This window comes from Halomonas faecis, assembly GCF_010993975.1.
Classification (GTDB): Bacteria; Pseudomonadota; Gammaproteobacteria; order Pseudomonadales; family Halomonadaceae; genus Halomonas; species Halomonas faecis.
In genome coordinates, this window is sequence record NZ_JAACZO010000004.1 from 82,890 (window position 1) to 104,836 (window position 21,947).

The 21,947-nt window shown below is 69.0% G+C and carries 19 protein-coding genes; 8 read left to right on the top strand and 11 right to left on the bottom strand.

The features are described from left to right. Positions 1-17: 17 nt before the first annotated feature. Positions 18-1,124, top strand: coding sequence for a GTP cyclohydrolase II (locus GFD32_RS02800; protein ID WP_163575046.1), 1,107 nt, complete (start codon positions 18-20; stop codon positions 1,122-1,124). Here GFD32_RS02800 and GFD32_RS02805 read toward each other — a convergent pair. Genes GFD32_RS02805 through GFD32_RS02820 form a run of 4 tightly spaced genes read right to left on the bottom strand, consistent with a single transcriptional unit; the run spans position 1,099 to position 6,134 of the window. After that, the gene (locus GFD32_RS02805) at positions 1,099-1,914 is read right to left on the bottom strand and encodes a creatininase family protein (protein ID WP_163575047.1); all 816 of its coding nucleotides are present in this window, start codon (positions 1,912-1,914) and stop codon (positions 1,099-1,101) included. The genes GFD32_RS02800 and GFD32_RS02805 overlap by 26 nt on opposite strands. Beyond that, positions 1,911-2,714 (bottom strand): FkbM family methyltransferase, encoded by an 804-nt coding sequence (locus tag GFD32_RS02810; protein WP_163575048.1) that lies wholly within the window; start codon positions 2,712-2,714, stop codon positions 1,911-1,913. Before GFD32_RS02810 ends, GFD32_RS02805 begins: the two co-directional genes overlap by 4 nt. Further along, positions 2,711-4,615 carry a glucans biosynthesis glucosyltransferase MdoH gene (mdoH, locus tag GFD32_RS02815; protein ID WP_163575049.1) on the bottom strand — a complete coding sequence of 635 codons (1,905 nt, stop codon included), beginning with the start codon at positions 4,613-4,615 and terminating at the stop codon, positions 2,711-2,713. The genes GFD32_RS02810 and mdoH overlap by 4 nt, the downstream gene beginning before the upstream one ends. Continuing rightward, positions 4,587-6,134 carry a glucan biosynthesis protein gene (locus GFD32_RS02820; protein ID WP_163575050.1) on the bottom strand — a complete coding sequence of 516 codons (1,548 nt, stop codon included), beginning with the start codon at positions 6,132-6,134 and terminating at the stop codon, positions 4,587-4,589. The genes mdoH and GFD32_RS02820 overlap by 29 nt, the downstream gene beginning before the upstream one ends. 185 nt (positions 6,135-6,319) lie before the next feature. Here GFD32_RS02820 and GFD32_RS02825 point away from each other — a divergent pair, with 185 nt between their 5' ends. Together GFD32_RS02825 and GFD32_RS02830 are read left to right on the top strand one after the other, a co-directional pair. After that, positions 6,320-7,888 carry a sulfatase-like hydrolase/transferase gene (locus GFD32_RS02825; RefSeq protein ID WP_163575051.1) on the top strand — a complete coding sequence of 523 codons (1,569 nt, stop codon included), beginning with the start codon at positions 6,320-6,322 and terminating at the stop codon, positions 7,886-7,888. Continuing rightward, entirely contained in the window at positions 7,885-9,291 is a 1,407-nt protein-coding gene (locus GFD32_RS02830; protein ID WP_163575052.1) for a mannose-1-phosphate guanylyltransferase/mannose-6-phosphate isomerase, read from the top strand. The genes GFD32_RS02825 and GFD32_RS02830 overlap by 4 nt, the downstream gene beginning before the upstream one ends. A gap of 3 nt (positions 9,292-9,294) precedes the next feature. On the opposite strand, the gene GFD32_RS02835 is transcribed toward GFD32_RS02830, so the two are convergent. From GFD32_RS02835 to GFD32_RS02845, 3 genes are all read right to left on the bottom strand, one after another. Continuing rightward, positions 9,295-10,224: a lysophospholipid acyltransferase family protein gene (locus GFD32_RS02835; RefSeq protein WP_163575053.1), complete on the bottom strand. Its 930-nt coding sequence runs from the start codon at positions 10,222-10,224 to the stop codon at positions 9,295-9,297. Between the two features lie 7 nt (positions 10,225-10,231). Beyond that, positions 10,232-10,609: a DUF4870 family protein gene (locus GFD32_RS02840; RefSeq protein WP_163575054.1), complete on the bottom strand. Its 378-nt coding sequence runs from the start codon at positions 10,607-10,609 to the stop codon at positions 10,232-10,234. A gap of 82 nt (positions 10,610-10,691) precedes the next feature. Further along, the gene (locus GFD32_RS02845) at positions 10,692-11,084 is read right to left on the bottom strand and encodes a VOC family protein (RefSeq protein ID WP_163575055.1); all 393 of its coding nucleotides are present in this window, start codon (positions 11,082-11,084) and stop codon (positions 10,692-10,694) included. A gap of 40 nt (positions 11,085-11,124) precedes the next feature. Here GFD32_RS02845 and GFD32_RS02850 point away from each other — a divergent pair, with 40 nt between their 5' ends. The 5 genes from GFD32_RS02850 to GFD32_RS02870 all read left to right on the top strand — a co-directional run bounded on the left by GFD32_RS02850 (position 11,125) and on the right by GFD32_RS02870 (position 17,914). After that, entirely contained in the window at positions 11,125-11,829 is a 705-nt protein-coding gene (locus GFD32_RS02850; protein ID WP_163575056.1) for a class I SAM-dependent methyltransferase, read from the top strand. A gap of 148 nt (positions 11,830-11,977) precedes the next feature. After that, a complete protein-coding gene (locus GFD32_RS02855; RefSeq protein ID WP_163575057.1) occupies positions 11,978-13,408 on the top strand; it encodes an MFS transporter in 1,431 nt (476 codons plus the stop codon). Between the two features lie 131 nt (positions 13,409-13,539). Beyond that, positions 13,540-15,330 carry an acyl-CoA dehydrogenase gene (locus tag GFD32_RS02860; RefSeq protein WP_163575058.1) on the top strand — a complete coding sequence of 597 codons (1,791 nt, stop codon included), beginning with the start codon at positions 13,540-13,542 and terminating at the stop codon, positions 15,328-15,330. A gap of 89 nt (positions 15,331-15,419) precedes the next feature. Beyond that, positions 15,420-17,051 (top strand): acyl-CoA synthetase, encoded by a 1,632-nt coding sequence (locus tag GFD32_RS02865; protein WP_163575059.1) that lies wholly within the window; start codon positions 15,420-15,422, stop codon positions 17,049-17,051. Continuing rightward, entirely contained in the window at positions 17,018-17,914 is an 897-nt protein-coding gene (locus GFD32_RS02870; protein WP_240455531.1) for a 3-hydroxybutyryl-CoA dehydrogenase, read from the top strand. The genes GFD32_RS02865 and GFD32_RS02870 overlap by 34 nt, the downstream gene beginning before the upstream one ends. 15 nt (positions 17,915-17,929) lie before the next feature. Here GFD32_RS02870 and lnt read toward each other — a convergent pair whose 3' ends face one another. Genes lnt through GFD32_RS02890 form a run of 4 tightly spaced genes read right to left on the bottom strand, consistent with a single transcriptional unit; the run spans position 17,930 to position 21,900 of the window. Then, positions 17,930-19,399 (bottom strand): apolipoprotein N-acyltransferase, encoded by a 1,470-nt coding sequence (lnt, locus tag GFD32_RS02875; RefSeq protein WP_163575061.1) that lies wholly within the window; start codon positions 19,397-19,399, stop codon positions 17,930-17,932. Positions 19,400-19,427: 28 nt separating this feature from the next. Then, positions 19,428-20,291, bottom strand: coding sequence for an HlyC/CorC family transporter (locus GFD32_RS02880; protein WP_163575062.1), 864 nt, complete (start codon positions 20,289-20,291; stop codon positions 19,428-19,430). After that, complete coding sequence (gene ybeY / locus GFD32_RS02885; protein WP_163575063.1) at positions 20,288-20,803, bottom strand: rRNA maturation RNase YbeY; 516 nt, start codon at positions 20,801-20,803, stop codon at positions 20,288-20,290. The genes GFD32_RS02880 and ybeY overlap by 4 nt, the downstream gene beginning before the upstream one ends. Beyond that, on the bottom strand, positions 20,800-21,900 hold the full coding sequence (locus tag GFD32_RS02890) for a PhoH family protein (RefSeq protein WP_163575064.1): 1,101 nt from the start codon (positions 21,898-21,900) through the stop codon (positions 20,800-20,802). The genes ybeY and GFD32_RS02890 overlap by 4 nt, the downstream gene beginning before the upstream one ends. Between the last annotated feature and the right edge of the window lie 47 nt (positions 21,901-21,947).

The following is a 21,947-nucleotide window of genomic DNA, read 5'->3' on the forward strand; positions in this document are numbered from 1 at the left end:
CGCCCAAGGAGTGCGACATGCATCAGGTAGAACGCGCCATCTTCGATTTGCGACGCGGCTTGCCGGTGCTGATCGGCGAGGCGTCGGCGCCGCTGCTGGTGCAGCCGGTGGAGAGCGCCGCCGACACCGCGGTGGCGACTCTCGCTGACCGGGCCGGTTCGCCGCCGGCGCTGGTGCTCAGCCGCCATCGTCTGGCCTGGCTGGGCCACCCCCGCGCGACCCCGGCGCTGCTCGCCCTGCCGCCCGGACTCGAGGGCGAGCGTCTGGCGGCGGTGGCGTTCGGCGCCGAGCCGGAGCTGGGTGTCTGGGCCGATGCCTTGGTCGATGCCGACCCGGCAGAGCGTGCCGCCCTGGCGCTGATGCGCCGGGCCCTGCTGATTCCCGCCGCGCTGGTGGCGCGGGTGGCTCCCGCCCGGCGAGATGCCGTGGCCGCCGAGGTGGCCGACGGCACCCTTCTCGAGGTGCCCGCCGAGGCGGCGGCGCGCTGCCAGGAGACGCACGGGCTGCTCAAGCGCATCAGCGAGGCGCGCATTCCCCTGGAGGACGCCTTCGACAGCCGCTTCATCCTGTTCCGCGAGCCCGATGGCCTGCGCGAGCACGTGGCGGTGGTGATCGGCGAACCGCAAGCCGCTGCCGGGCCGGTGCCGCTGCGTTTGCACTCCGCCTGTCTCACCGGCGACCTGTTCGGCAGCCTGCGCTGCGACTGCGGCGAGCAGCTGCGCAACGCCGTGGCCGAGATCGAAGCGCTGGGTGGCGGGGTGCTGCTCTACTTGGCGCAGGAGGGGCGCGGCATCGGCCTGGCCAACAAGCTGCGTGCCTATACCCGCCAGGACGCCGGCCTGGACACGCTGGATGCCGACCACAGCCTGGGCTTCGCCGAGGACGAGCGGCGCTACGCGGTGGCGGTGGACATGCTGGCCTCGCTGGGCATTCACCGCGTGCAACTGCTCACCAACAACCCGCGCAAGGTCGCCGCCCTGACCGACGGCGGCATCGAGGTGGTGTCGCGTCAGGCACTCTACGGCACCCTCAACGACCACAACCGGCGCTACCTGAGTGCCAAGGCGGAGCGTGCCGGCCACCTGCTGGAGGGGGTGCTCAACGGGAAGGCGACGCGGCGTTGAGCGGCGGCGCTCGATGGGTTTCCCGAATGACCCGCGCCAGCGCCTCGCCATAGTGCGCGGCCAGTCGAGCGCCGAGAGCCGCCGTGCCCAGAGTGGCGTCGCCCACCACGCCGCCGGGGTGCAGGTCCTCGGCCAGCCAGGCGAACGGGGCGGCGCCCTCGGGCGCCAGCAGCCAACCGGCGTCGGCCATTGCCTCGCCGCTCGAGGGCGGGCGGTCGAGGGCGTCGAGGCGCACCTTGTGCGGTGCGAGGTGGTGCATCAGGGCCGTCTCCAGCGCTCCGCCGTGGAGGCCATGGCGCCACTCCGCGTCGGGCAGCGCGGCACGCAGCTCGGGTGGGGGTGACAGTCGTGGGTAGTGCACCTTGACCACGCGCAGGGCATGGCGACGGCGCAGTGCCAGGGCGGCGATGTCGATCACCGCGTTGTTGCCGCCGTGGCCGTTGAGCAACACCAGTCTCGACAGTCCGGCTCTTGCCACGCCGTCGCCCAGTGCTTCCAGGGTGGCGATGGCGACCTGGGGAGGCAGGCTCAGGGTTCCGGAAAAGCTCAGATGCTCGTCGCTGGTGCCCACGGCCAGGCTGGGCAGCATCACTAGAGGAAGGTCGTCGGGCAGGCGTTCCAGGGCGGCGTCGAGCAGCCCCTCGCCGATGTCGAGATCGGTGGCCAGCGGCAGGTGGGCGCCGTGCTGCTCGATGGCCCCGACGACCGCTACGGCCACGCTGTCAGGGTCGAGGCAGGCCAGCTCTCGGCTGGTGAGGTCCTGCCAGCGGGGAAAGCGGGTTTCGCTCATGCTCGACGCTCCTGGATGGCTGAAGATTGGGCCGTCGTATCCACCCGGCGCGCATAGAGATCGCCGGAGGCGAGGCCCTCGGCGCCGGCGGCGAGCCACTGGCGGGCTGCCGCCGGAGACTGCCATTCGGCCCACCGCCAGCGTCGGCTTTCGCCGGCAATGGCGTTGAAGCGGTAGTCGCCCAAGGCTTCCAGGCGCGCCACGCACGCTTCGGCCACCTCCAGGGCGCCGTCGACGAACTCCACCGACAGCGCCGCGAGCGGCCGACTCAAGCCGTCGAGCACCTGCGCCTCGAAGCCTTCCACATCGATCTTGCAGAAGCGCGGCTCGCCGTACTCGGCGATCAGGGCGTCCAGCGTGGTGACCGGTACCGTGACGCGCTCCTCCCAGCGTACCTGACGGAAGCCGGGGTTGCGTGCGGCGAGAGTGTCGCGCCAGCGTTCGGCCAGCGTGGAGACGGTGGGCGTGGCGCGGCTCACGGCGAGCTCGGCTTGGCCCGGCGCAGCCCCGGCGGCGTAGGCCAGCAAGGTGACGCCGGGCCGCCGACCCACCAGGCGGTTCAGCCAGGCGTAGAGCGCCGGCTGTGGCTCCAGGGCCACCACGCGCGCTCCCAGCCCGACGAAAGCGGCGGTGCGGTCGCCGAGGTGGGCGCCCACGTCGAAGGCCAGGTCGCCGGGGCCCAGGAAGTCGGCGTAGAGCCGGCGCAGGCCGGGCTGGCGGCCGGGCCGCCAATAGACGGCCAGCGAGCGGGCGATGCCCAGACCCTGACGCAGCCGGGCGGCGAGGGGGCGTCTCGTCATGCTGGTCGCTCCCTGCTCTGGCGGCGTGTCAGTGGTTGTTCGGGCATGGCGCGAGGCGCCTCGAGGGGCGGTGGCCAGGGGCTGTCGCCGGGGTGGCCAGTCGCTGCCGGGGCGAACGTCAGCAGGGCCGTGTCCGCCGCCGGGCGGCGGGTGGCCAGCAGCCCCCTCCGGGTGAGTACGTCGGCACGCACGCCGCTCAGGCGCACCAGCAGCGGGGAGAGGATGAGGCCGGCCCAGATCGGGGCCAGCCACCAGAACAGCAGCGGGGCGTAGACGTGTATCGCTGCCGCCCAGGCGACCCCCAGCGCGGCGAACGGCGCCGTGTGACCCAGCGCAGCACGCCAGGGCACCGGCCGGCCTTCGCGGGGCTGGGCCGACCAGGCGATCCGGCCACCGGCCAGCACCTCGAGCACGAAGCGGCTGTGGAAGGCCATCATCAAAGGGGCGAGCAGCACGGCGACCAGTGCCTCGGTGAAGGCCGAAACGATGAGACGCCAGGCGCCGCCGAAGGCCGCAGCGCGCCGGGCCAGGGCCAGCGTCAGCCCCATCAGCTTGGGGGCGAAGAGCAGTGCCAGGGTCAGCGCGAAGAGGCTGGCGATCAGCTCCGGGTGCGCCTCGGGCCACATCGGGAAGAGTTGCGGCGCCTCACGGAAGTAGCTAGGCGCCTGGCGGGCGCGCAGGGCGGCGTCGAGGCTGCCCAGCGCCAGGATGGCCAGCCACAGTAGGGAGGCCACGAAGGCCATGGCGCCCATCATGAAGTGCAGGCGGCTCAGCGGATGCAGGCCGGGAACGGCGATCAAGCGTAGATGCTGCAGGTTGCCCTGGGTCCAGCGGCGATCGCGGCGCGCATAGTCGAGCAGGTTGCCGGGCATCTCCTCGTAGCTGCCGCCCAGGCGGGTGTCGAGCTGTACCTGCCAACCGCCGCGGCGCAGCAGTGCCGCTTCGACGAAGTCGTGGCTGAGTATCTCGCCGCCCAGCGGGGGGCGGCCCGGCAGCGGCGGCAGCCCGGCACAGGCGGTGAAGGCCTCCAGGCGCAGGATGGCGTTGTGGCCCCAGTAGTTGGCGGTGTCGCCCTGCCAGACGCTCTGGCCGGCGGCGAGCATCGGCGCGTAGAGGGCGGCGGCGAACTGGGAGAGCCGGCCGAACAGGGTGCACTGGCGGGCGGGCAGCGGCACCGTCTGGATCAGCGCCACTTCCGGGCGAGCCTGAAGGGCGCGCACCAGGCCGACCAGACAACTGCCGGTGAGGCGGCTGTCGGCATCGAGGCCGATCAGGAAGTCGTAGCGGCCTCCCCAGCGGCGACAGAAGTCGGCGAGGTTGCCGGCCTTGCGCCCGCGGTTGTCGGCACGGCGCCGGTAATGCAGGGGCAGCCGCCCCGCCAGCCGGCGCTGCAATGCCGCCACGGCGTCGGCCTCGGCATCGGCGATGGTCGGGTCGGTGGTATCGCTGAGCACGAAGGCTTCGAAGTGCTGCGCTTCGCCGGTGGCGATCAACGACTCGGCGGTGGCCTCCAGGGCGGCGACGACCTGCTGCGGAACTTCGTTGTGGATGGGCATGGCGAGCACGGTGCGTCGGCGCAGCGGCATGCCCTCCTCATCCATCCGGGCAGGCAGAGGCGCCAGGGTGAGCGGGTCGCGGCGTGTCAGGCAGAGCACGAAGCCGGCCAGCGCCGACCAGAAGGCGAGGGCGATCCACGCGAAGGTGAGAGTGAACAGCGACAGCAGCGCCAGCTCGAGAACGGCCAGTCCGTCGGCGGCGAGGATGCGTGCCATCAGGCCGGCACCGGCCAGGGTGGTGGCGCCCACGGCAAAGGCCAGCAGACCGCGCCGCACGCCCAGTCCGGGTAGCGGTGCAACGGCTGGACGGGACGACTCAGCGCGACTCGGAGGGGTACCAGACATGATTCCAGGTCTCGCTGATCACTCGGTCGCGCAGGCTGAGGTGCAGGCGCAGGTCGGCGGGTCTTTCGCCGTCCGGGTCGAGGCGAAAGGAGGCGCGCCAGCCGCTTCCGTCGGGCAGCGGTTGTGCCTGGCGGTGGCGCACTTCGCCCCGGTTCGCCTCGACGTTGACGGTGACGGGCTGGTCCGCCGCCAGCCCCTCCAGCTCGCCGCCGCGGAAGTCGACCAGGAAGTGGCGGCGACTGGCCGGGGCCGGATCGGCGCGTCCGGGAACGCCGCCCCATCCCTGCCGGGTGCGCACCACCCGGGCCAGGTGCTGCTCGGGAAGATTGGCGTCGAAGGTGCGGATGCGATAGCGCAGGGTGCGCGACTCGCCCTCGCGTAGCGGCGCCTCGGCGACCCAGTAGGCGACGATGTTGTCGTGGGTCTCGTCGGGGGCGGGGAGCTCCACCAGTTCCACGCCGCCGGGGCCCCAGTCGTCGAGGGGCTCCACCCACAGGCTGGGGCGACGTTCGTAGCGCGCCTCCAGGTCGAGGTAGTGATCGAAGTCGCGGTTGCGCTGAACCAGACCGAAGCCGCGTGGCCCGTCGTCGCGCAGCGAGGTGACGCGCAGCTCGCGGGGGTTGTTGAGCGGTCGCCAGATCCATTCGCCGCCCGCGGTGTGCATCAGCAGCCCCTCGGAGTCGTGCACGTGGGGGCGGTAGTCGTCTACCGGGCGGGGCGTGGTGTCGCCGTGGGCGAACATGCTGGTGAGCGGGGCGACACCGAGTTTCTCCACGTCGCGGCGGGCGAAGAGGCGTTTCTCGACGGTGACCTCGACGTTCTTGCGGGGCACGATGTCGAAACGGTAGGCACCGGCCAGCGAAGGGCTGTCGAGCAGCGCCAGCACCGTCATCCGGGTGGCGTCGGGGTCGGGCTCGACCAGCCAGAACTCGCGGAAGGCGGGAAATTCCTCGCCGCCGGAAGTGGCGACGTCGATGGCCAGGCCCCGCGCCGAGAGACCGTAGCCCTGGTCGCGCCCCACCAGGCGGAAGTAGCTGGCGCCGAGAAAGACGGCGAACTCATCGTGGTACTCGGCGCCGTTGAGCGGATAGTGCAGGCGAAAGCCGGCGTGACCGGCGCCGTCGAGGTCCGCGTCGGCAAGCGGTGCGGCTGCGTCGTCGTAGCGGAAGCGCGCGGGATCGAAGGCGAGCGGTTGGCTCTCGCCGTCTTCCACCACGTGCAACTGGACGGGTGCATCGAACAGGAAGCCGGTATGGAAGAGCTGCACGCTGAACAGGGCCTCGTCTCGCCACAGGGCCGCCTCGGGGCGGAAGCGGATCTGCCGGTAGGTGTCGTAGTCGAGATCGCGCAGGGCGGCGGGCAGTTCGCCGCTATCCTCGCGATACTCGTCGTCGGCCAGCGTCTGGGCCCGCTCGGTGACCCGGTCGAACAGGGCGGCCACCTCGTCCTCGGTGGTAGCCTGGGCGCTGCCGCAAAGCATCAGCAGCGCAACGCCCATGGTCGGGAGAATGGGTGACATGGTTCCTTCCTCCCGGGTGCGATGATCCCTCAACGTGAAGTGTCGTCGGTTTGTGGGCATCCTGCACGGCATCTCAGTGTCCAAGTGTAAGCGTTACGATAATTGTACAAGGGTATTGTAGTGTACATAGCATCGCGCTGCGTTACCCTGCTTCGAAAAGACGAAGGAACGGAAGACAAAAGAGAATGCGCCCTGTATTGACCGCCGTCCTGTTGCTCGATGCCTTGCTGCTGGTACCGCTGTGGTTGCGCTACGGCGAGCCGGGTACGCGCTGGGTCGCCCTGGAGGCGCTGTTGGTGGTGGCCGTGCTGGCCCTGCTGCCGGCGCGTGCGGCCAGCCGCCGGCTCGCCTGGTCGTTGACCGCGCTGGTGCTGCTGGGCGTGCTGGTCGGTCTCGGCGATGCGGCGACTTACCAGGCACTGGGGCGCTCGCTCAATCTCTACTTCGACTGGCCGCTGCTGCGCTCCGTCTTCGATCTGCTGGCCGGTAGCCTGGGCGCTCTACTGGCACTACTGGCGATCCCGGCCGGCATGGCGGCGTTGGTACTGCTTGTCGGATGGCTCGGGCGCGCTCTGTCAGCTCTGCCCGGCACGGCGCGGTTCGGTTCGACGCGCTGGCTGGCCGGGGGGGTGGCGGTGGCCAGTGCCGCGCTGATCGTCGCCCAGTGGCAGCACGCCCGGCCGCTGGTGGTGACGCGCACGCCGTTGGTCGACACTTTCGGCTTCCAGGTGCGGCAGCTGATCGATACCCATCGCGCCCGGCGCGCCTTCGCTGAGACGCTGGCCGAGCATCCGGGAGAGGCGCGGCCTCTGCCGGGGCTCGCCGGGCGCGACGTGCTGCTGGTCTTCGTCGAATCCTACGGGGTCAGCGCGCTCGAGCAGCCGCGTTACGCCGAGGTGGTGGGTCAGCGGCTCAGGCAGATGGAGCCGCGCCTGGCGGGTGCCGACCTGGCAGCGGTCTCCGGCACTCTGGCGGCTCCGGTGCGCGGGGGGCAGTCGTGGCTGTCGCATGCCACGGTGCTGTCCGGCCTGCGGATCGACAACGATCTGTGGTACCGACTGTTGCTCGACAGCGAGCGGCCGACGCTGGTCGACGACTTTCGCGCCACCGGGCACCACACCCTGGCGGTGATGCCCGGCATCACGCGGGCCTGGCCGGAGGGAGAGGCCTACGGTTTCGACGCACTGTACCCTGCGAAGGCGCTCGGCTACGAAGGCCCCGCCCTGAACTGGGTGACCATGCCCGACCAGTACACCCTGCACCGCTTCCAGCAGGCGCTGCGCCCGGTCGATTCGCCCGTGTTCGCCCAGATCGCCCTGATCAGCAGCCATGCGCCCTGGACGCCGATCCTGCCGGTGCTGGAGGATTGGCAGTCGGTGGGTGATGGCCGCGTGTTCGCGCGCTGGGCCGGTGCCGGCGAAGCCCCCGAGACGCTGTGGCAGGATACTCGGCGAGTTCGCGAACACTACGCCCGCGCGGTGGCCTACTCGCTGGAGACGAGCCTCGAATGGATCACCGAGCATGTCGCCGACGATGGCCTGGTGATCCTGCTCGGCGACCATCAGTCGGCCCCCTTGATCACCGGCGATGCGGCCAGCGATGGCGTTCCGGTACACGTCATCGCCGGTGATCCGGCACTGCTTGCCCCCTTCCGGGCCCGTGGCTTCGTGCCCGGCCTGCTGCCACCCCAGCGCGACAGCCACCCCGGGATGGACCGGCTGCGCGACTGGCTGCACGAGGAGTTCGGCTCATGATGACCCCAGTGATCCTGGCCGGCGGCGCCGGTACGCGGCTGTGGCCGCTGTCGCGTCACCAGCGGCCCAAGCAGTTCCTCTCGCTGCTCGACGACGCGCCGCTGCTGGCTGCCACCCTGGCGCGACTCGAGGGGCTGGATCATGCGCCGCCCATCGTCATCTGCCACGAGGATCACCGTTTCCTCGCGGCCGAGCAGTTGCGCCGGGCCGGCGTGGCCGACGCGACCCTGCTGCTCGAGCCGGAAGGGCGTGGCACCGCGCCGGCCATCGCCCTGGCGGCACTGCTGGTCCAGCGCCGCGACGAGCGCCATTCGCTGGTGGTGCTGCCGGCCGACCACTGCATCCTCGACCGCGCCGCCTTTCAGGCGAGTCTCGCCCGGGCCCTGGTGCTCGCCGAACAGGGTTGGCTGACCACCCTTGGCGTGGTGCCCGACCGCGCCGAAACCGGCTACGGCTACGTTCGTCCCGGCGCGCCGCTCTCCGAGGGTGGGCGACGGGTGGCGGCCTTTGTGGAGAAGCCCGATGCGGCCACTGCCGAGGCGCTGCTGGCCGAGGGAGAGTGCTGCTGGAACAGCGGACTCTTCGTGCTGCGTCCGGACGTCTACCTCGACGAGCTGGCACGTCTGGAACCGGCGATTCTCGACGCCTGCCGCCGTGCCATGACCGCGGCCAGCCTGGACCGTGATTTCCTGCGCCCCGGCGCCGAGGCGTTCTGTTCGAGTCCCGATCGGTCCATCGACGTGGCGGTGATGGAGTGCACCGCACGCGCCGCCACGGTGCCGCTGGCGGCGGGATGGAGCGACATCGGTTCGTGGCAGGCGCTGTGGGAAGCGTTGCCTCACGACGCCGACGGCAACGCCCTGCGCGGCGAGGTGCGCTGTGCGGCGAGCCGCAATCTGCTGGTGCACGCCGAGGGGCAGCTGGTGGCCACGCTGGGCGTGGAGAACCTGGCGATCGTCACCACCGCGGACGCCGTACTGGTGGCCGACCGACGTCGCGGCCAGGAGCTGCGCCAGCTGGTCGACCGCCTGACGGTCGAGGGCCGAGCCGAGGTAGCCCAGCACGCCACCGTGCATCGCCCCTGGGGGCGCTATCGGATTCTCGAGGCCGGGCCGGGCTATCAGGTCAAGCACCTCACCGTGAAGCCCGGCGCACGGCTGTCGCGCCAGTATCATCGCCATCGCGCCGAACACTGGGTGGTGGTCGGCGGCACGGCACGGGTCACCCTGGATGACGAGGCCGTCTCTCTCGCGGCGACGCAATCCATCGACATTCCCGTGGGGCGCGTGCACTGCCTGGCCAACCCCGGCCCGGGCGACCTGGAGCTGATCGAGGTGCAGTCCGGCGACTACCTGGGCGAGGACGACATCGTGCGCCTGGACGACCGCTACGGGCGGGAGTGAGGTTCAATAGATCCGGTAGCGGCGATAGTCGGGGCGGCCTTCCTGTTGCTGGATCACCTTGCGGTAGCGTTTGTACTCCCACTGGTACTGCGCGGGGTCGAGGGCGATGGCGGCCTCCACGCAGGCGTTGACGCCGCTGGCCGACTCGCCTTCGTCCGTCGAGTAGACTCGCTCGTCGGCAGCCAGGAAGTGGATAGCGAAGCCGCGGCCGGGCAGGCGGCGTGCCACGCCGGTGACCACCCGCGCTTCGGTGCGTGCCACCAGCTTGGGCAGCAGCGTGGCGGTGTAGGCGAGCCGCCCGAAGAAGGGGGCGAAGACGCCGCTGCCCCAGGAGGGTTCCTGGTCGGGCAGGATGCCCACCGCTTCGCTGCGCTTGAGCGCCTTGAGCAGCGCCGCCACGCCACGCGGGTTGGTGGGCACCAGCCGGGCACCCATGCGCTCGCGACCCTGGCGGATCACCGGGTCGAGAGGGGCGATCTTGGGCGGCTCGTACATGGCGGTGAAGGGGAAGTGGCCGGACAGCCAGAAGTTGAGTACTTCCCAGTTGCCGAAATGGGGAGCGAGCACGATGACGCCGCGCCCTTCGCTGCGCGCGGCGTCGAGCAGCTCGCGTCCGTGCACCTCGAGAATGCTGGCTTCCACCCGTTTCGGCGGCGCCATCCAGGCCAGGCCCAGCTCGAACATGGTGGCGGCGGAGTGGGTGAGGCTCGCGCGCGCCAGGCGCGGGCGGTCCTTGTCCGCGAGCTCGGGGTAGACCTGGGCGAGATTGATCTCGGTGACCTGGCGTTCGCGACGGCTGAATGCGTGGACCAGCGGGCCGGTCAGCCGGGCCAGGCGCCATAGGCCGGTCAGACGCCAATTGGCCAGGACGCGCCACAGGGTGGCGATGGCGCGGGCCTGGAGGGCGGCGAGGCGTGGATCGCGACGGGCCATTAGCGGTTCAGAACAGCCAGGTCATCACGTCGTCCGGGGCGCGCTGCTCCTGCAGGCGCTTGAGCCCTTTCACGCAGCGGATGACCAGCCAGAGCACCGCCAGCAGCCAGGTGAGAAAGCCGATCAGCACCAGGGTGAGTACCCCCGAGACGCCGAAATAGAGCACGCCGATCCAGAAGGTGCGGATCAGGAAGCGGTAGTGGTCGTCGAGCCAGGCGGGGCCTTCGCCGCGGTAGACGTAGGCCATCACCACGCCCACCAGGGCGGTGAGACCACCGCTGACGATGCCCGCCAGGAAGAGGGCGTAGACGACGATGGGCAAGGTGGTGTCGGTGCGTTTGCCGGGCTCGGCGGCATTCCGGTCGGAGTGTGCTGGGTCGTTCATGGGACTCCCGCTGCGACGACGTTGGTTGGCGCCAATGATACCGGGCGTGAGCGACAATGCCAGCCGGGGGCTGACTCTAGCTTTAGCTCACGCTGGGCCGCGTCGGTCGGCTGATCTCCAGCAAGTTGCCGTCGGGGTCGCGCAGGTAGAGCGATTCGATGGGCCCGGTGGCGCCCTGGCGCTCCACCGGGCCCAGCTCCACGGCGACGTCCAGCGCCTCCAGGTGGCGCGCCACTTCGTCCAGCGGCAGCAGGCTGCGTAGACACAGATCGAGGCTGCCGGGGGTGGGCGTGGCAGCACGCGGCTCGATGTCGGTGGCGGTCCAGTGCAGGCGTAGGGCGATGTCGTCGAGCATCAGGTCGACCCGCTCGCGGTCGCGGTAGCGAACCTCGAGCCCGAGCACTCGGGTGTAGAAGTCCACGGCGCGGGAAATGTCGGTCACGGTGATGACCAGGTGGTCCAGACCTGACAGCATTCGTTTCTCCTTGGAGGAAGGTTCTGGCACAGAGGATACGATGATGCAGACTTGCCCGCTATGCGCATCCCGCGACTGCCTACCCTATCACCGCGATGCGCGGCGTGCGTATCACCGCTGCCAGGGCTGCGAGCTGGTGTTCGTACCCCCGGCGTTCCACCTGTCGCCGGCGGCGGAGAAGGCCGAGTACGACAAGCACGAGAACCATCCCGACGATCCCGGCTATCGGCGCTTCCTGTCGCGGCTCTTCATGCCGCTGCGCGAGCGGCTCGCGCCCGATGCATGCGGGCTCGACTTCGGTGCCGGCCCGGGGCCGACCTTGTCGGTGATGTTTGCCGAGGCCGGCCATCCCATGGCCATCTACGACCCCTACTACGCGCCGGACGCCAGCGTACTGAGCGACACCTACGACTTCATCACCGCCACCGAGGTGGTGGAGCATCTGTACGCCCCCGGCCGTGAGCTGGTGCGGCTGGTCGAGAGACTCGCCCTCGACGGCTGGCTGGGGATCATGACCAAGCGCGTGCGGTCCCGCGAGGCGTTCGCCCGCTGGCACTACATCCAGGATCCGACCCACGTGTGCTTCTTCAGCGAGGCGACCTTTTGCTGGGTGGCACGGAGGCTTGGCTTGCACGTCGAATTTCCCGCGGCAGACGTGGTACTGCTGCAGAAAACGAACGCGACCGCCGGGTTATTGAGCGATTTCGATAACATACTGTTATACGGCGAAAAATTGCGTCACTGACGTTGACTCGCAGGGCCTTGGGCGTATGATCTCCGCCGCGCCGTTCGTTCGCTCGGCCCATTGACGCGTGCCGGTCGGCGCGGCGGTGGCGGGCGTTTTTCCGGGGTATCGACCATCCTGTGTGCTGACTCCCAAGCGAGGCGAGAACATGTCGCGGCAACTGCTGGCCATGGCCCTGGCGCCCCTGCTGGGGCTGTTCATACTCGGCATCGGCAATGGTTTCCTGGCCACGGTGATCACCCTGCGTCTCGACGCCGCCGGGGAGTCGCCGGTGGTGATCGGCGGGGTGTCGTCGGCCTATTTCATCGGCCTGGCACTGGGCGCCATGCTCAACGACCGGCTGCTGTTGCGCATCGGCCATATCCGCGCCTACGGCAGCTTCGCTTCGCTGGTTGCCGTCACCGTGCTGCTGCAGGGGCTGGTCGCCGAGCCCTGGGCGTGGTTCGGCCTGCGCCTGATCGGCGGCTGGGCGACGGTGGGCGTGTATCTGGTCATCGAGAGCTGGCTGCTCACCGCGGGCGAGGCGAAGGTGCGCGGCCGCTTGCTGGCGCTGTACATGATCTCGCTCTACGCCGCGGGCGTTCTCGGCCAGCTGCTGCTGGGGCTGACCGAGGCCATGGGCGGTTCGGCCTCGTTCATCGTCATCGGCATGCTGGCGTCGCTCTCCGTGCTGCCCATGGCGATGATTCCACGGGTCTCGCCGCTGATCGACAAGGCCGAGCCGCTCTCGCCGCTGCGCCTGATCACGCTGACGCCCACCGGGGTGATGGGCAGTTTCGGCTCGGGACTGGCGGTGGCGGCGGTCTACACCTTGCTGCCGCTCTACCTGCAGCGTGTCGGTTTCGCGGTGGATCGGGTCGGCCAGATGATGGCCGTGGTGGTACTCGGCGCCTTGCTGCTGCAGTACCCGGTGGGGCGCTGGTCCGACCGTCACGACCGGCAGATGGTGCTGATCCTGATCGGCGGCTTCTGCACGGCGATCTCGGCGGCCGTGCTGCTGCTGCCGATGACCCCCTGGCTGCTGGCGGGGCTGCTGTTTCTGCTCGGGGGCGGCGTTTTCTCGCTCTATCCGGTGGCCGTGGGCCACGCCGCCGACCGTGCTCCGGCCGGGGCGCTGGTGCGCATGAGCCAGGGCCTGCTGTTGATCAATGCCATCGGTTCGGCGCTGAGCCCCTCGCTGGTCTCGCCGCTGATGGTGGTCATGGGCGATGCCGGACTGTTCTGGGCCTTCGGGGGGTTGGGGCTATTCCTGGTGGGTTTCTTCGCCTGGCGGCGCAGCGTACGCCCGGCGCCGGTACCGGTGGCGCCCTTCGCGCCGACCACGCCCATGTCGTCGGTGGGTGCCGAACTGGTGGTCACCGAGGAGCTGGTGCAGGGGGCCATCGAGCACGAACACGTCGAGGATCTCTCCGCTGCCGTGCCCGAGGTGGCGGTCGTCGAGCCGCTGGTGGGCCCACCAGCGGCCGACGAGCCGCATATCGTCTACTATGACGAGGCCGCTGCACCATCGAGCGATGACGGTGCCGACCGGGAAGGCGAAACCCTGACCGAGTCGCCGCAGTCCGGATACCATGGCTGATCGCCACGCATGGCGTGCTGCCGATGTCCCCGCCGGGCACAGCGGGGCTGCCGATCATGCGACATTGGGCTAATGGTTAACGTAAAGTAGGGAATCTACTATCGCCGTTATCATTTTTCCGAGGTGTTGCCATGGTTTCCTTCATCCCTCCCGTTCGCGATCAGCGGTTCGTGCTCGAGGAGTTGCTCGAGCACCGCTCTCTCTCATTGCCGGGCTTCGAGGAGGCGAACCCGGAGCTGGTCGAGGCGGTGCTGGAAGAGGCGGCGAGGCTCGCCGGCGAGGTATGGGCTCCGCTCAACGTCAGCGGTGACCGCCAGGGCTGCACGCGCCGCGATGACGGCGGGGTGACTCTGCCCGAGGGCTTTGCCGAGGCCTACCGCGCCTACGCCGAGGGTGGCTGGAACGGTATCGGCGTGGCCGAGGCGCAGGGCGGCCAGGGGCTGCCCGAGGTGGTGGCGAGCAGCGTGCAGGAGATGCTGCACGGCGCCAACATGGCGCTGGGACTATGCCCCATGCTCACCGCCGGTGCCATCGAGGCGCTGGCCCACCACGGCAGCGAAGCGCAGAAGGCGATCTACCTGCCCAGGCTGGTGGAAGGTTCCTGGACCGGCACCATGAACCTCACCGAGCCCCAGGCGGGCTCCGATCTCTCCAAAGTGCGCACCCGCGCCGTGCCCAGCGACGCCGTGCCCGGCGAGTATCGCCTCTTCGGCCAGAAGATTTTCATCACCTGGGGCGAGCACGAGGCCAGCGACAACATCCTCCATCTGGTGCTGGCGCGCACGCCGAATGCCCCCGAGGGCAACAAGGGCATTTCGCTGTTCCTGGTGCCGAAGTTCCTGGTCAACGACGACGGCTCCCTGGGGGAACGCAATGATGTCGTCTGCGCGGCCATCGAGCACAAGCTGGGCATTCACGGTTCGCCCACCTGCACGCTGAGTTTCGGCGAGAACGACGGTGCCATCGGCTATCTGGTCGGTGAGGAGGGGCGCGGCCTCAACCACATGTTCACCATGATGAACGAGGCTCGCCACAAGGTGGGCGTGCAGGGCATCGGCGTGGCCGAGCGCGCCTGCCAGCACGCTTTCGCCTATGCGCTGGATCGCGTTCAAGGCAAGGCCCGCGGCCACGAGAGCACCATCAGCGAGCATCTCGACGTGCGCCGCATGCTGCTCTCCATGCGGGCGCGAACGGACGCCCTGCGGGCGCTGGCCCTCACCTGTGCTGCCGAACTCGACGAGGCGCGCCACAGCGATGACACCGAGGCACGGCGTGCCGCCCAGGCACGGGTCGACGTGCTGATCCCGGTGGTCAAGGCGTTTTCCACCGACCAAGCCGTTGAGATCGCCTCGCTGGGCGTGCAGGTCCACGGTGGCATGGGCTACATCGAGGAGACCGGCGCCGCCCAGCTGCTGCGTGACGTGCGCATCGCGCCGATCTATGAGGGCACCAACGGCATCCAGGCGCTCGATCTGGCCGGGCGCAAGCTGCAGCGTGACGGCGGGGCGGCCCTGGCCGGGCTGATCGATGACGTCGAGGCGACCGCCCAGGCGCTCGCTGCCAGCCCCGAACTGGCCTACTTGAGCCCCGGCCTGGCGGCTGGCGTGGCCGACTTGCGTGCGGCCCTGGCGGTGGTGCTGGAGCAGGGCGCCGATCCCGCCCAGGGAGCGGATGCCATCCAGGCCTATGCCACGCCCTTCCTGAGCCTGGTCGGCCACGTGCTGTGCGCCTGGCAGATGGGGCGTGCCGCTTTCAAGGCCCAGGCCGCGATCAAGGCCGGCAGCCAGGATCCCTTCTACCCCGCCAAGCTGGCCGGCGCCGACTATGCCATTCGCCACTGGCTGCCAGTGGGGCGCGCCCAGCGCGCGGCGATCGAGGCCGGTATGGAGAGCCTCGCCGCCTTCGACGCCCGCCCTCAGTGACCGATGAGGCCCGGCGCGCCACCCCGCAGCGCCGGGCCCCGTCATCGCGCATCAGCATAACGACAACGCCACCACGGAGCCCACACAGCATGAACGACAGCCTCTTCGAACAGGGCCTGCCCAAGACGCCGGCCAATCACGTCGCGCTCTCGCCGCTCACCTTCATCGAGCGTAGCGCTTCCATCTATCCCGACTATCCGGCGGTGATCCACGGCGATGTCCGCCGCAACTGGGCCGAGACCTGGTCGCGCTGTCGCCGACTGGCCTCGGCGCTCGAGAAGCGCGGCATTCGGCCCGGCGAAACGGTGGCGGCCATGCTGCCCAACGTGCCGGCCATGTTCGAGGCCCATTTCGGGGTGCCGCTGGCGGGCTGCGTGCTGAACACGCTCAACATCCGTCTGGATGCCGCGGCCATCGCCTACATGCTCGAGCACGGCGAGGCTCGGGCCGTGCTCGTCGACCCGGAATTCGCGCCGGTGATCGAGGAGGCCATTGCGGATCTGGCCATCAAGCCGCTGGTGATCGACGTCGACGACGCCCTGTTCGAAGGCGAGGCGCGCCGCATCGGCGAGGTGGAGTACGAGGCGCTGCTCGCCGAGGGCGATCCCGAGCACCCGTATCGCCTGCCCGAGGACGAGTGGCAGGCGATCTCGCTCAATTACACCTCCGGTACCACCGGCAAGCCCAAGGGGGTGGTCTATCACCACCGTGGCGCTTACCTGAACGCGGTGAGCAACATTCTCGAATGGGCCATGCCGCACCATCCGGTCTATCTGTGGACGCTGCCGATGTTTCACTGCAACGGCTGGTGCTTTCCCTGGACCATCGCTGCCAACGCCGGCGTCAGCGTGTGCTTGCGCAAGGTCGATCCCAAGAAGGTCATGAACCTGATCGCCGACGAGGGCGTCACCCACTTCAGCGGTGCCCCCATCGTGCTCAACGGTCTGGTCAACCTGCCCGATGCCGACAAGCGCGACTTCGACCACCCGGTGAAAGTCACCACGGCCGGCGCCGCACCGCCCGCTTCGGTGATCGCCGGCGTCGAGACGCTCGGCATCGAGGTGACCCACGTCTACGGCCTCACCGAGGTCTACGGCCCGGTGACGGTGTGCGCCTGGCGCGAGGCGTGGGACGAGCTGCCGCTCGAGCAGCGCGCTAAGATCAAGGCGCGCCAGGGCGTGCGCTATCACATGCTCGAGGCGCTGTGCGTGGCCGACCCCAACACCCTGGAACCGGTGCCCAAGGATGGCCAGACCATCGGCGAGATCCTGATGCGCGGCAACAACGTCATGAAGGGCTACCTCAAGAACGAGGCGGCCACCGAGCAGGCACTGGAGGGCGGCTGGTACCATACCGGTGACCTGGCCGTGTGGCATCCCGATGGCTACGTGGAGATCAAGGACCGCTCCAAGGACATCATCATCTCCGGCGGCGAGAACATCTCCACCATCGAGGTCGAAGATGCGATCTACGGTCATCCGGCCGTGGAGGAAGCGGCCGTGGTGGCCAAGCCCGACGAGAAGTGGGGCGAGACGCCGTGCGCTTTCGTCAAGCTCAAGACGGGCTATGGGGAGGTTACCGAGGCCGACATCATCGCCCACTGCCGCAAGCATCTGGCTGGATACAAGGTGCCCAAGACGGTGATCTTCACCGAACTGCCCAAGACGTCCACCGGCAAGATTCAGAAATTCGTGCTGCGCGACGAAGCGCGCAGACAATGAACGGGAGAGACAGCATGAGTCAACGAACGATCGGTGTCGTCGGTGCCGGCACCATGGGGCAGGGCATCGCCCAAGTGGTAGCGGTCAGCGGGTTTTCCGTCCAGCTCTACGACGTGGCCGATGCGCAGCTCGAGCGCGCGAGGGCGGCCATCGACAAGGGCCTGGGCAAGCTGGTGGCCAAAGAGAAGCTCAGCGAGGTGGAGAAGAACGCCGCTGTGGATCGGCTGGCTACCACCACGGCGCTGGATGCGCTGAGCGACTGTACGGTGATCGTCGAGGCCGCTCCCGAGCAGCCGGCGCTCAAGGAGAAACTGTTCGCCGACCTGAGCCGGCTGACTCACGAAGCGATACTCGCCTCCAACACCTCGTCGTTGTCGCTGACCCGCCTTGCCGCGGTGTGCGAGCGCCCCGAACGGGTGGTGGGGATGCACTTCTTCAACCCGGTGCCGATACTCAAACTCGTCGAGGTGATTCGCGCCGAGCAGACCAGCGACGCTACCGTGGCCACCATCGAGCAACTGGCCAAGGATCTCGGCAAGACGCCGGTAGCCATCGCCGACTCGCCGGGGTTCGCCGTCAACCGACTGCTGGTGCCGATGATCAACGAAGCGGCTTTCCTGGTGCAGGAGGGTGCCGCCACGCCCCAGGCCATCGACGAGGCCATGAAACTCGGTGCCGCCCATCCCATGGGCCCGCTGGCGCTGGCCGACCTGATCGGTCTTGACGTCTGTCTGGCGATCATGGAAGTGCTGCAGGAGGGCTTCGGCGATCCCAAGTACCGCCCCTGCCCGCTGCTCAAGCGCATGGTGGCCGCCGGCTATCTGGGCAGGAAGAGCGGCCGCGGCTTCCACGTCTACGAATAGCGGCCGACTCGAGCGCTACGCGCCTTTCCGGCGCCGACCCAGTCCGGGCAGTACCAGCAGCGCGGCCAGCAGCCATGCCGGCCAGCTGCCGGTGCGGGTGAAGGGCGTGTGGCCGCTCATGGGAGTGATCTCGGCGGAGAGGGTGGCCACTTCGAACTGCGGCGCCCGGGCGATGACCCGCCCCTGGGCGTCGATCGTTGCGGTGACGCCGTTGCTGGTGGCGCGTACCACCGGGCGGCCGTTCTCCAGGGCGCGCAGGCGGGCCATCTGCAGGTGCTGCAGTGGGCCGATGGAGGCGCCGAACCAGGTGTCGTTGGACACCGTCAGCAGGATTTCGGCATCGCGGGCACGGCTCGCGACCAGGTCGGGATAGATGATCTCGTAGCAGATGGCGTTGCCCAGCCGCGTGCCGGCCGCCTCGATGGGCGCCTGCTCCGCAGGGCCCGGCGTCATGGCCGGCATCGGCAGGTCGAAGAAGGCGATGGCGCCGCGCAACAGGCCCTCCAGCGGCAGGTACTCCCCGAAGGGCACCAGGTGAGTCTTGCGGTACTGGCCCTCGGCATTGCCCAGGCCGATGACGCTGTTGAAGTAGAGCCCTTCGCCGTCGCGCTGCAGGATGCCGGTCAGCAGCGCGGTTTGCGGCGGTAGGCTCGCCTGGGCGCGCTCCAGGATGGGGCGTGCCTCCGCTTCGAACATCGGCAACGCCGCTTCGGGCCACACGACGAGGTCGTGGCCGTCTTCCAGTTCGCGGGTCAGTTCGAGATAGGTATTGGCGGCCGTGCGCTGTCCTTCCGGTGTCCACTTGATCAACTGCGGCAGGTTGCCCTGCAGCAGCGCCACGTTCAGCGGTTCGCCGGCGGGCGAGGTCCACTGGCTGGGCAGGGCGAGGGGGGCGAGCCACAGTGCGGCGATGGGGGCGGCCGCCCACCAGCGCCGGCGCAGGCACTCCACGCCGAGGCTGCCGGTGAGCGCCACGATCAGCGACAGGGCGTAGACCCCACCGACCGGTGCCCAGGCCGCCAGCGGCGAATCGACCTGGGCCGTGCCGAGCAGCAGCCAGGGAAAGCCGGTGAACAGCCAAGTGCGCAGCCATTCGCCGAGCACCCAGGCGCCGGCGAAGGAGAGCCAGGCCAGGCGCGGCCCGGTGAGCCGGCGGTAGAGCCATAGCGTCACGGCGAAGAACAGAGCCAGGCCGGCCACGAAGAGAGAGGTCAGGGCCAGCGCCAGCGGTACGCCGGTATAGCCGTAGTCGTGGATGGAAACGTAGACCCAGGAGGCGCCGGAACCGAACAAGCCCACCCCGTAGAGCCAGCCCTTCAGCGCTACTTGGCCGGGCGTCAGGCGATGCAGGCCGGCATACACCAGGCCGGCGGCCACGGGGCCCAGCCACCAGAGCGAGAACGGGGCGGCGGAGAGGGTGGTGAGCACTCCGGCGGCCAGCGCCGCCAGGCAGTGCAGGGCGGGGTAGAGGCGCTTGTCAGTCATCGGTCGTCCCTGTGGATGGCGCCGCTGGCTATTCCATTTCGAGGCTGGGGGCCGCCTCGAGCAGACGGATGCGGCGGTTGTCGGCGTTGAGCACGGTGAAGCGCCAGCCGCCGAGCTCGGTATGCTCGCCGCGACCGGGCAGGTGGCCGAAGCGCTGCATCACCAGGCCGCCGAGGGTATCGAATTCCTCGTCGGAGAAACGCGTGCCGAAGCGCTCGTTGAAATCCTCGATGGGGGTCAAGGCGCGAATGGCGTAGCGACCCTCGCCCAGGTCGCGGATGTCGTCCTCCTCTTCGGTGTCGTGCTCGTCCTCGATGTCACCGACGATCTGCTCGAGGATGTCCTCGATGGTGACGATGCCCGCGGTGCCGCCATATTCGTCGACTACCACCGCCATGTGGTTGTGGGTGTCGCGGAACTCCTTGAGCAGGCTGTTGAGACGCTTGGATTCGGGGATGAACATGGCGGGACGCAGGACTTCCTCGAGGCGAAAGTCCTCGCGCTCTTCGGCCGACCGGCTGATCAGCGGCAACAGATCCTTGGCCAGCAGCAGCCCCTTGACTTCATCCAGGTTTTCGCCGATCACCGGATAGCGCGAGTGGCCGGTTTCGCTGATGAGCGAAAGGTACTCGTCGATGGGTTGGTCGACGGCGATGGCGGCGACCTGGGAGCGTGGAATCAGCACCTCGCGAACCTGCTGGTCGCTGATCTGCATCGCCCCTTCGATGATGCGCATGGCATCCTGATCGAGCTTGAGCCGGCTGGCCGCCTGGCGCAGGAATTCCAGCAGCTCGTGCCGCGAGCTGGGTTCGTCGCTGTCACCGGAGAGGGCGCCGAGCAGTTTGTCGAGCCAGGATCGGTTGCCTGGGCTGGTCGATCGGTCTTCGCTCATGGGTCGGTTCTCTCGTTGTCGCTGTCGGCAGACGACGCACTCGTGGCGGATCGGGGCACGTAGGGGTCGGGAATGGCAAGCTCGGCCAGTAGCTCACGCTCCAGCCGTTCCATGGCCTCGGCCTCGGCTTCGTCGATGTGGTCATAGCCCAGCAGGTGCAGCGTGCCATGAATGACCAGGTGGGCGTAATGCTCGACAAGCGGCTTGCGCTGCTCGACGGCTTCGCGTGCCACCACCGGGTGGCAGATCACCAAGTCGCCGAGCAGCGGCAGTGCGATGCCGGGTGGTGCCTCGAACGGAAAGGAGAGCACATTGGTGGGTCGGTCGCGACCGCGGTAGTCGCGATTCAGCGCCTGGCTCTCCGCGGTGTCGACGAAGCGCACGGTCAGCTCGTGGCGCGACTCCGCCGCGTGATGCGCCAGCACTGCGTGGACCCAGGCCTCGAGTTCGCCTTGGCTGGGAAGGCCTTCGGCACCGAGGGCGACCTGTCGGTCGATGAGCGGCGGTCTCATGAGTCGTCGGCTTTGCCGTTGTCCTGGTCATGATGCAGCTTGTTTTGCATGGCGCGCTCCAGTCGTTCCTGGCGAAGGGTCTCGCGCTCCTCTCGTTGGGCGCGCTCCTGAGCCTCCTGCTCGGCCTCGAAGCTTTCGTAGGCCTCGATGATGCGCTGTACCAGCGGATGGCGCACCACGTCCTTGGCGGAGAAGTGTGTCACGCCGATGCCCGGGGTATCCTTGAGCACCTCCAGCACCTGGATCAGGCCGGAGTGCTGGCCCCGTGGCAGGTCGACCTGGGTGATGTCGCCGGTGATCACCGCCGTGGAACCGAAGCCGATGCGGGTGAGGAACATCTTCATCTGTTCGCGGGTGGTGTTCTGGCTTTCGTCGAGAATGATGAAGGCGTTGTTCAGGGTGCGGCCGCGCATGTAGGCCAGCGGGGCGATCTCGATCACCTGTCGCTCGATCAGCTTGCCGACCTGTTCGAAGCCGAGCATCTCGTAGAGGGCATCGTAGAGCGGACGCAGGTAGGGGTCGATCTTCTGGGCCAGGTCGCCGGGCAGGAAGCCGAGCTTCTCACCGGCTTCCACCGCCGGGCGTACCAACAGGATGCGACGTACCTCCTGTTGGTTGAGGGCCTCCACGGCTGCGGCCACCGCCAGGTAGGTCTTGCCGGTGCCGGCCGGGCCGATGCCGAAGTTGATGTCGTGGGCGCGAATGCTCGAGACGTAGCCCTGCTGATTGGCCCCGCGCGGCTTGATCAGTTGCTTGGGGGTGCGCAGCAGCACCTCGCCGTCGCCGTGTCCCTCTTCCTCGTCCAGCGCCTCGCGGCCGGACTCCTGCAGGAACAGGTGGACGGTGTCGGGGGAAAGATCGCTCGCCTCGGCCTCGCGGTAGAGGTGTTCGAGAACGTTGGCTGCGGCCTTGACGCGTGGGCCGGGGCCGGCCAGCTGGAAGACGTTGCCGCGGTTGCGCAGGGTGACGCCGAGGCGCGATTCGACGAGTTTGAGGTGCTCGTCGCGTTGGCCGCATAGCTTGGCCAGGCGTTGGGGGTCGTTGGGTTCGAGGCTCAGAGTGATGACGCGATTGGCCTGAGTGGCATGCTGGCTCAAGGCGGAAGAATCCCTGCGTTGCGTGTGATGGCGTCAGCTTACTGCCC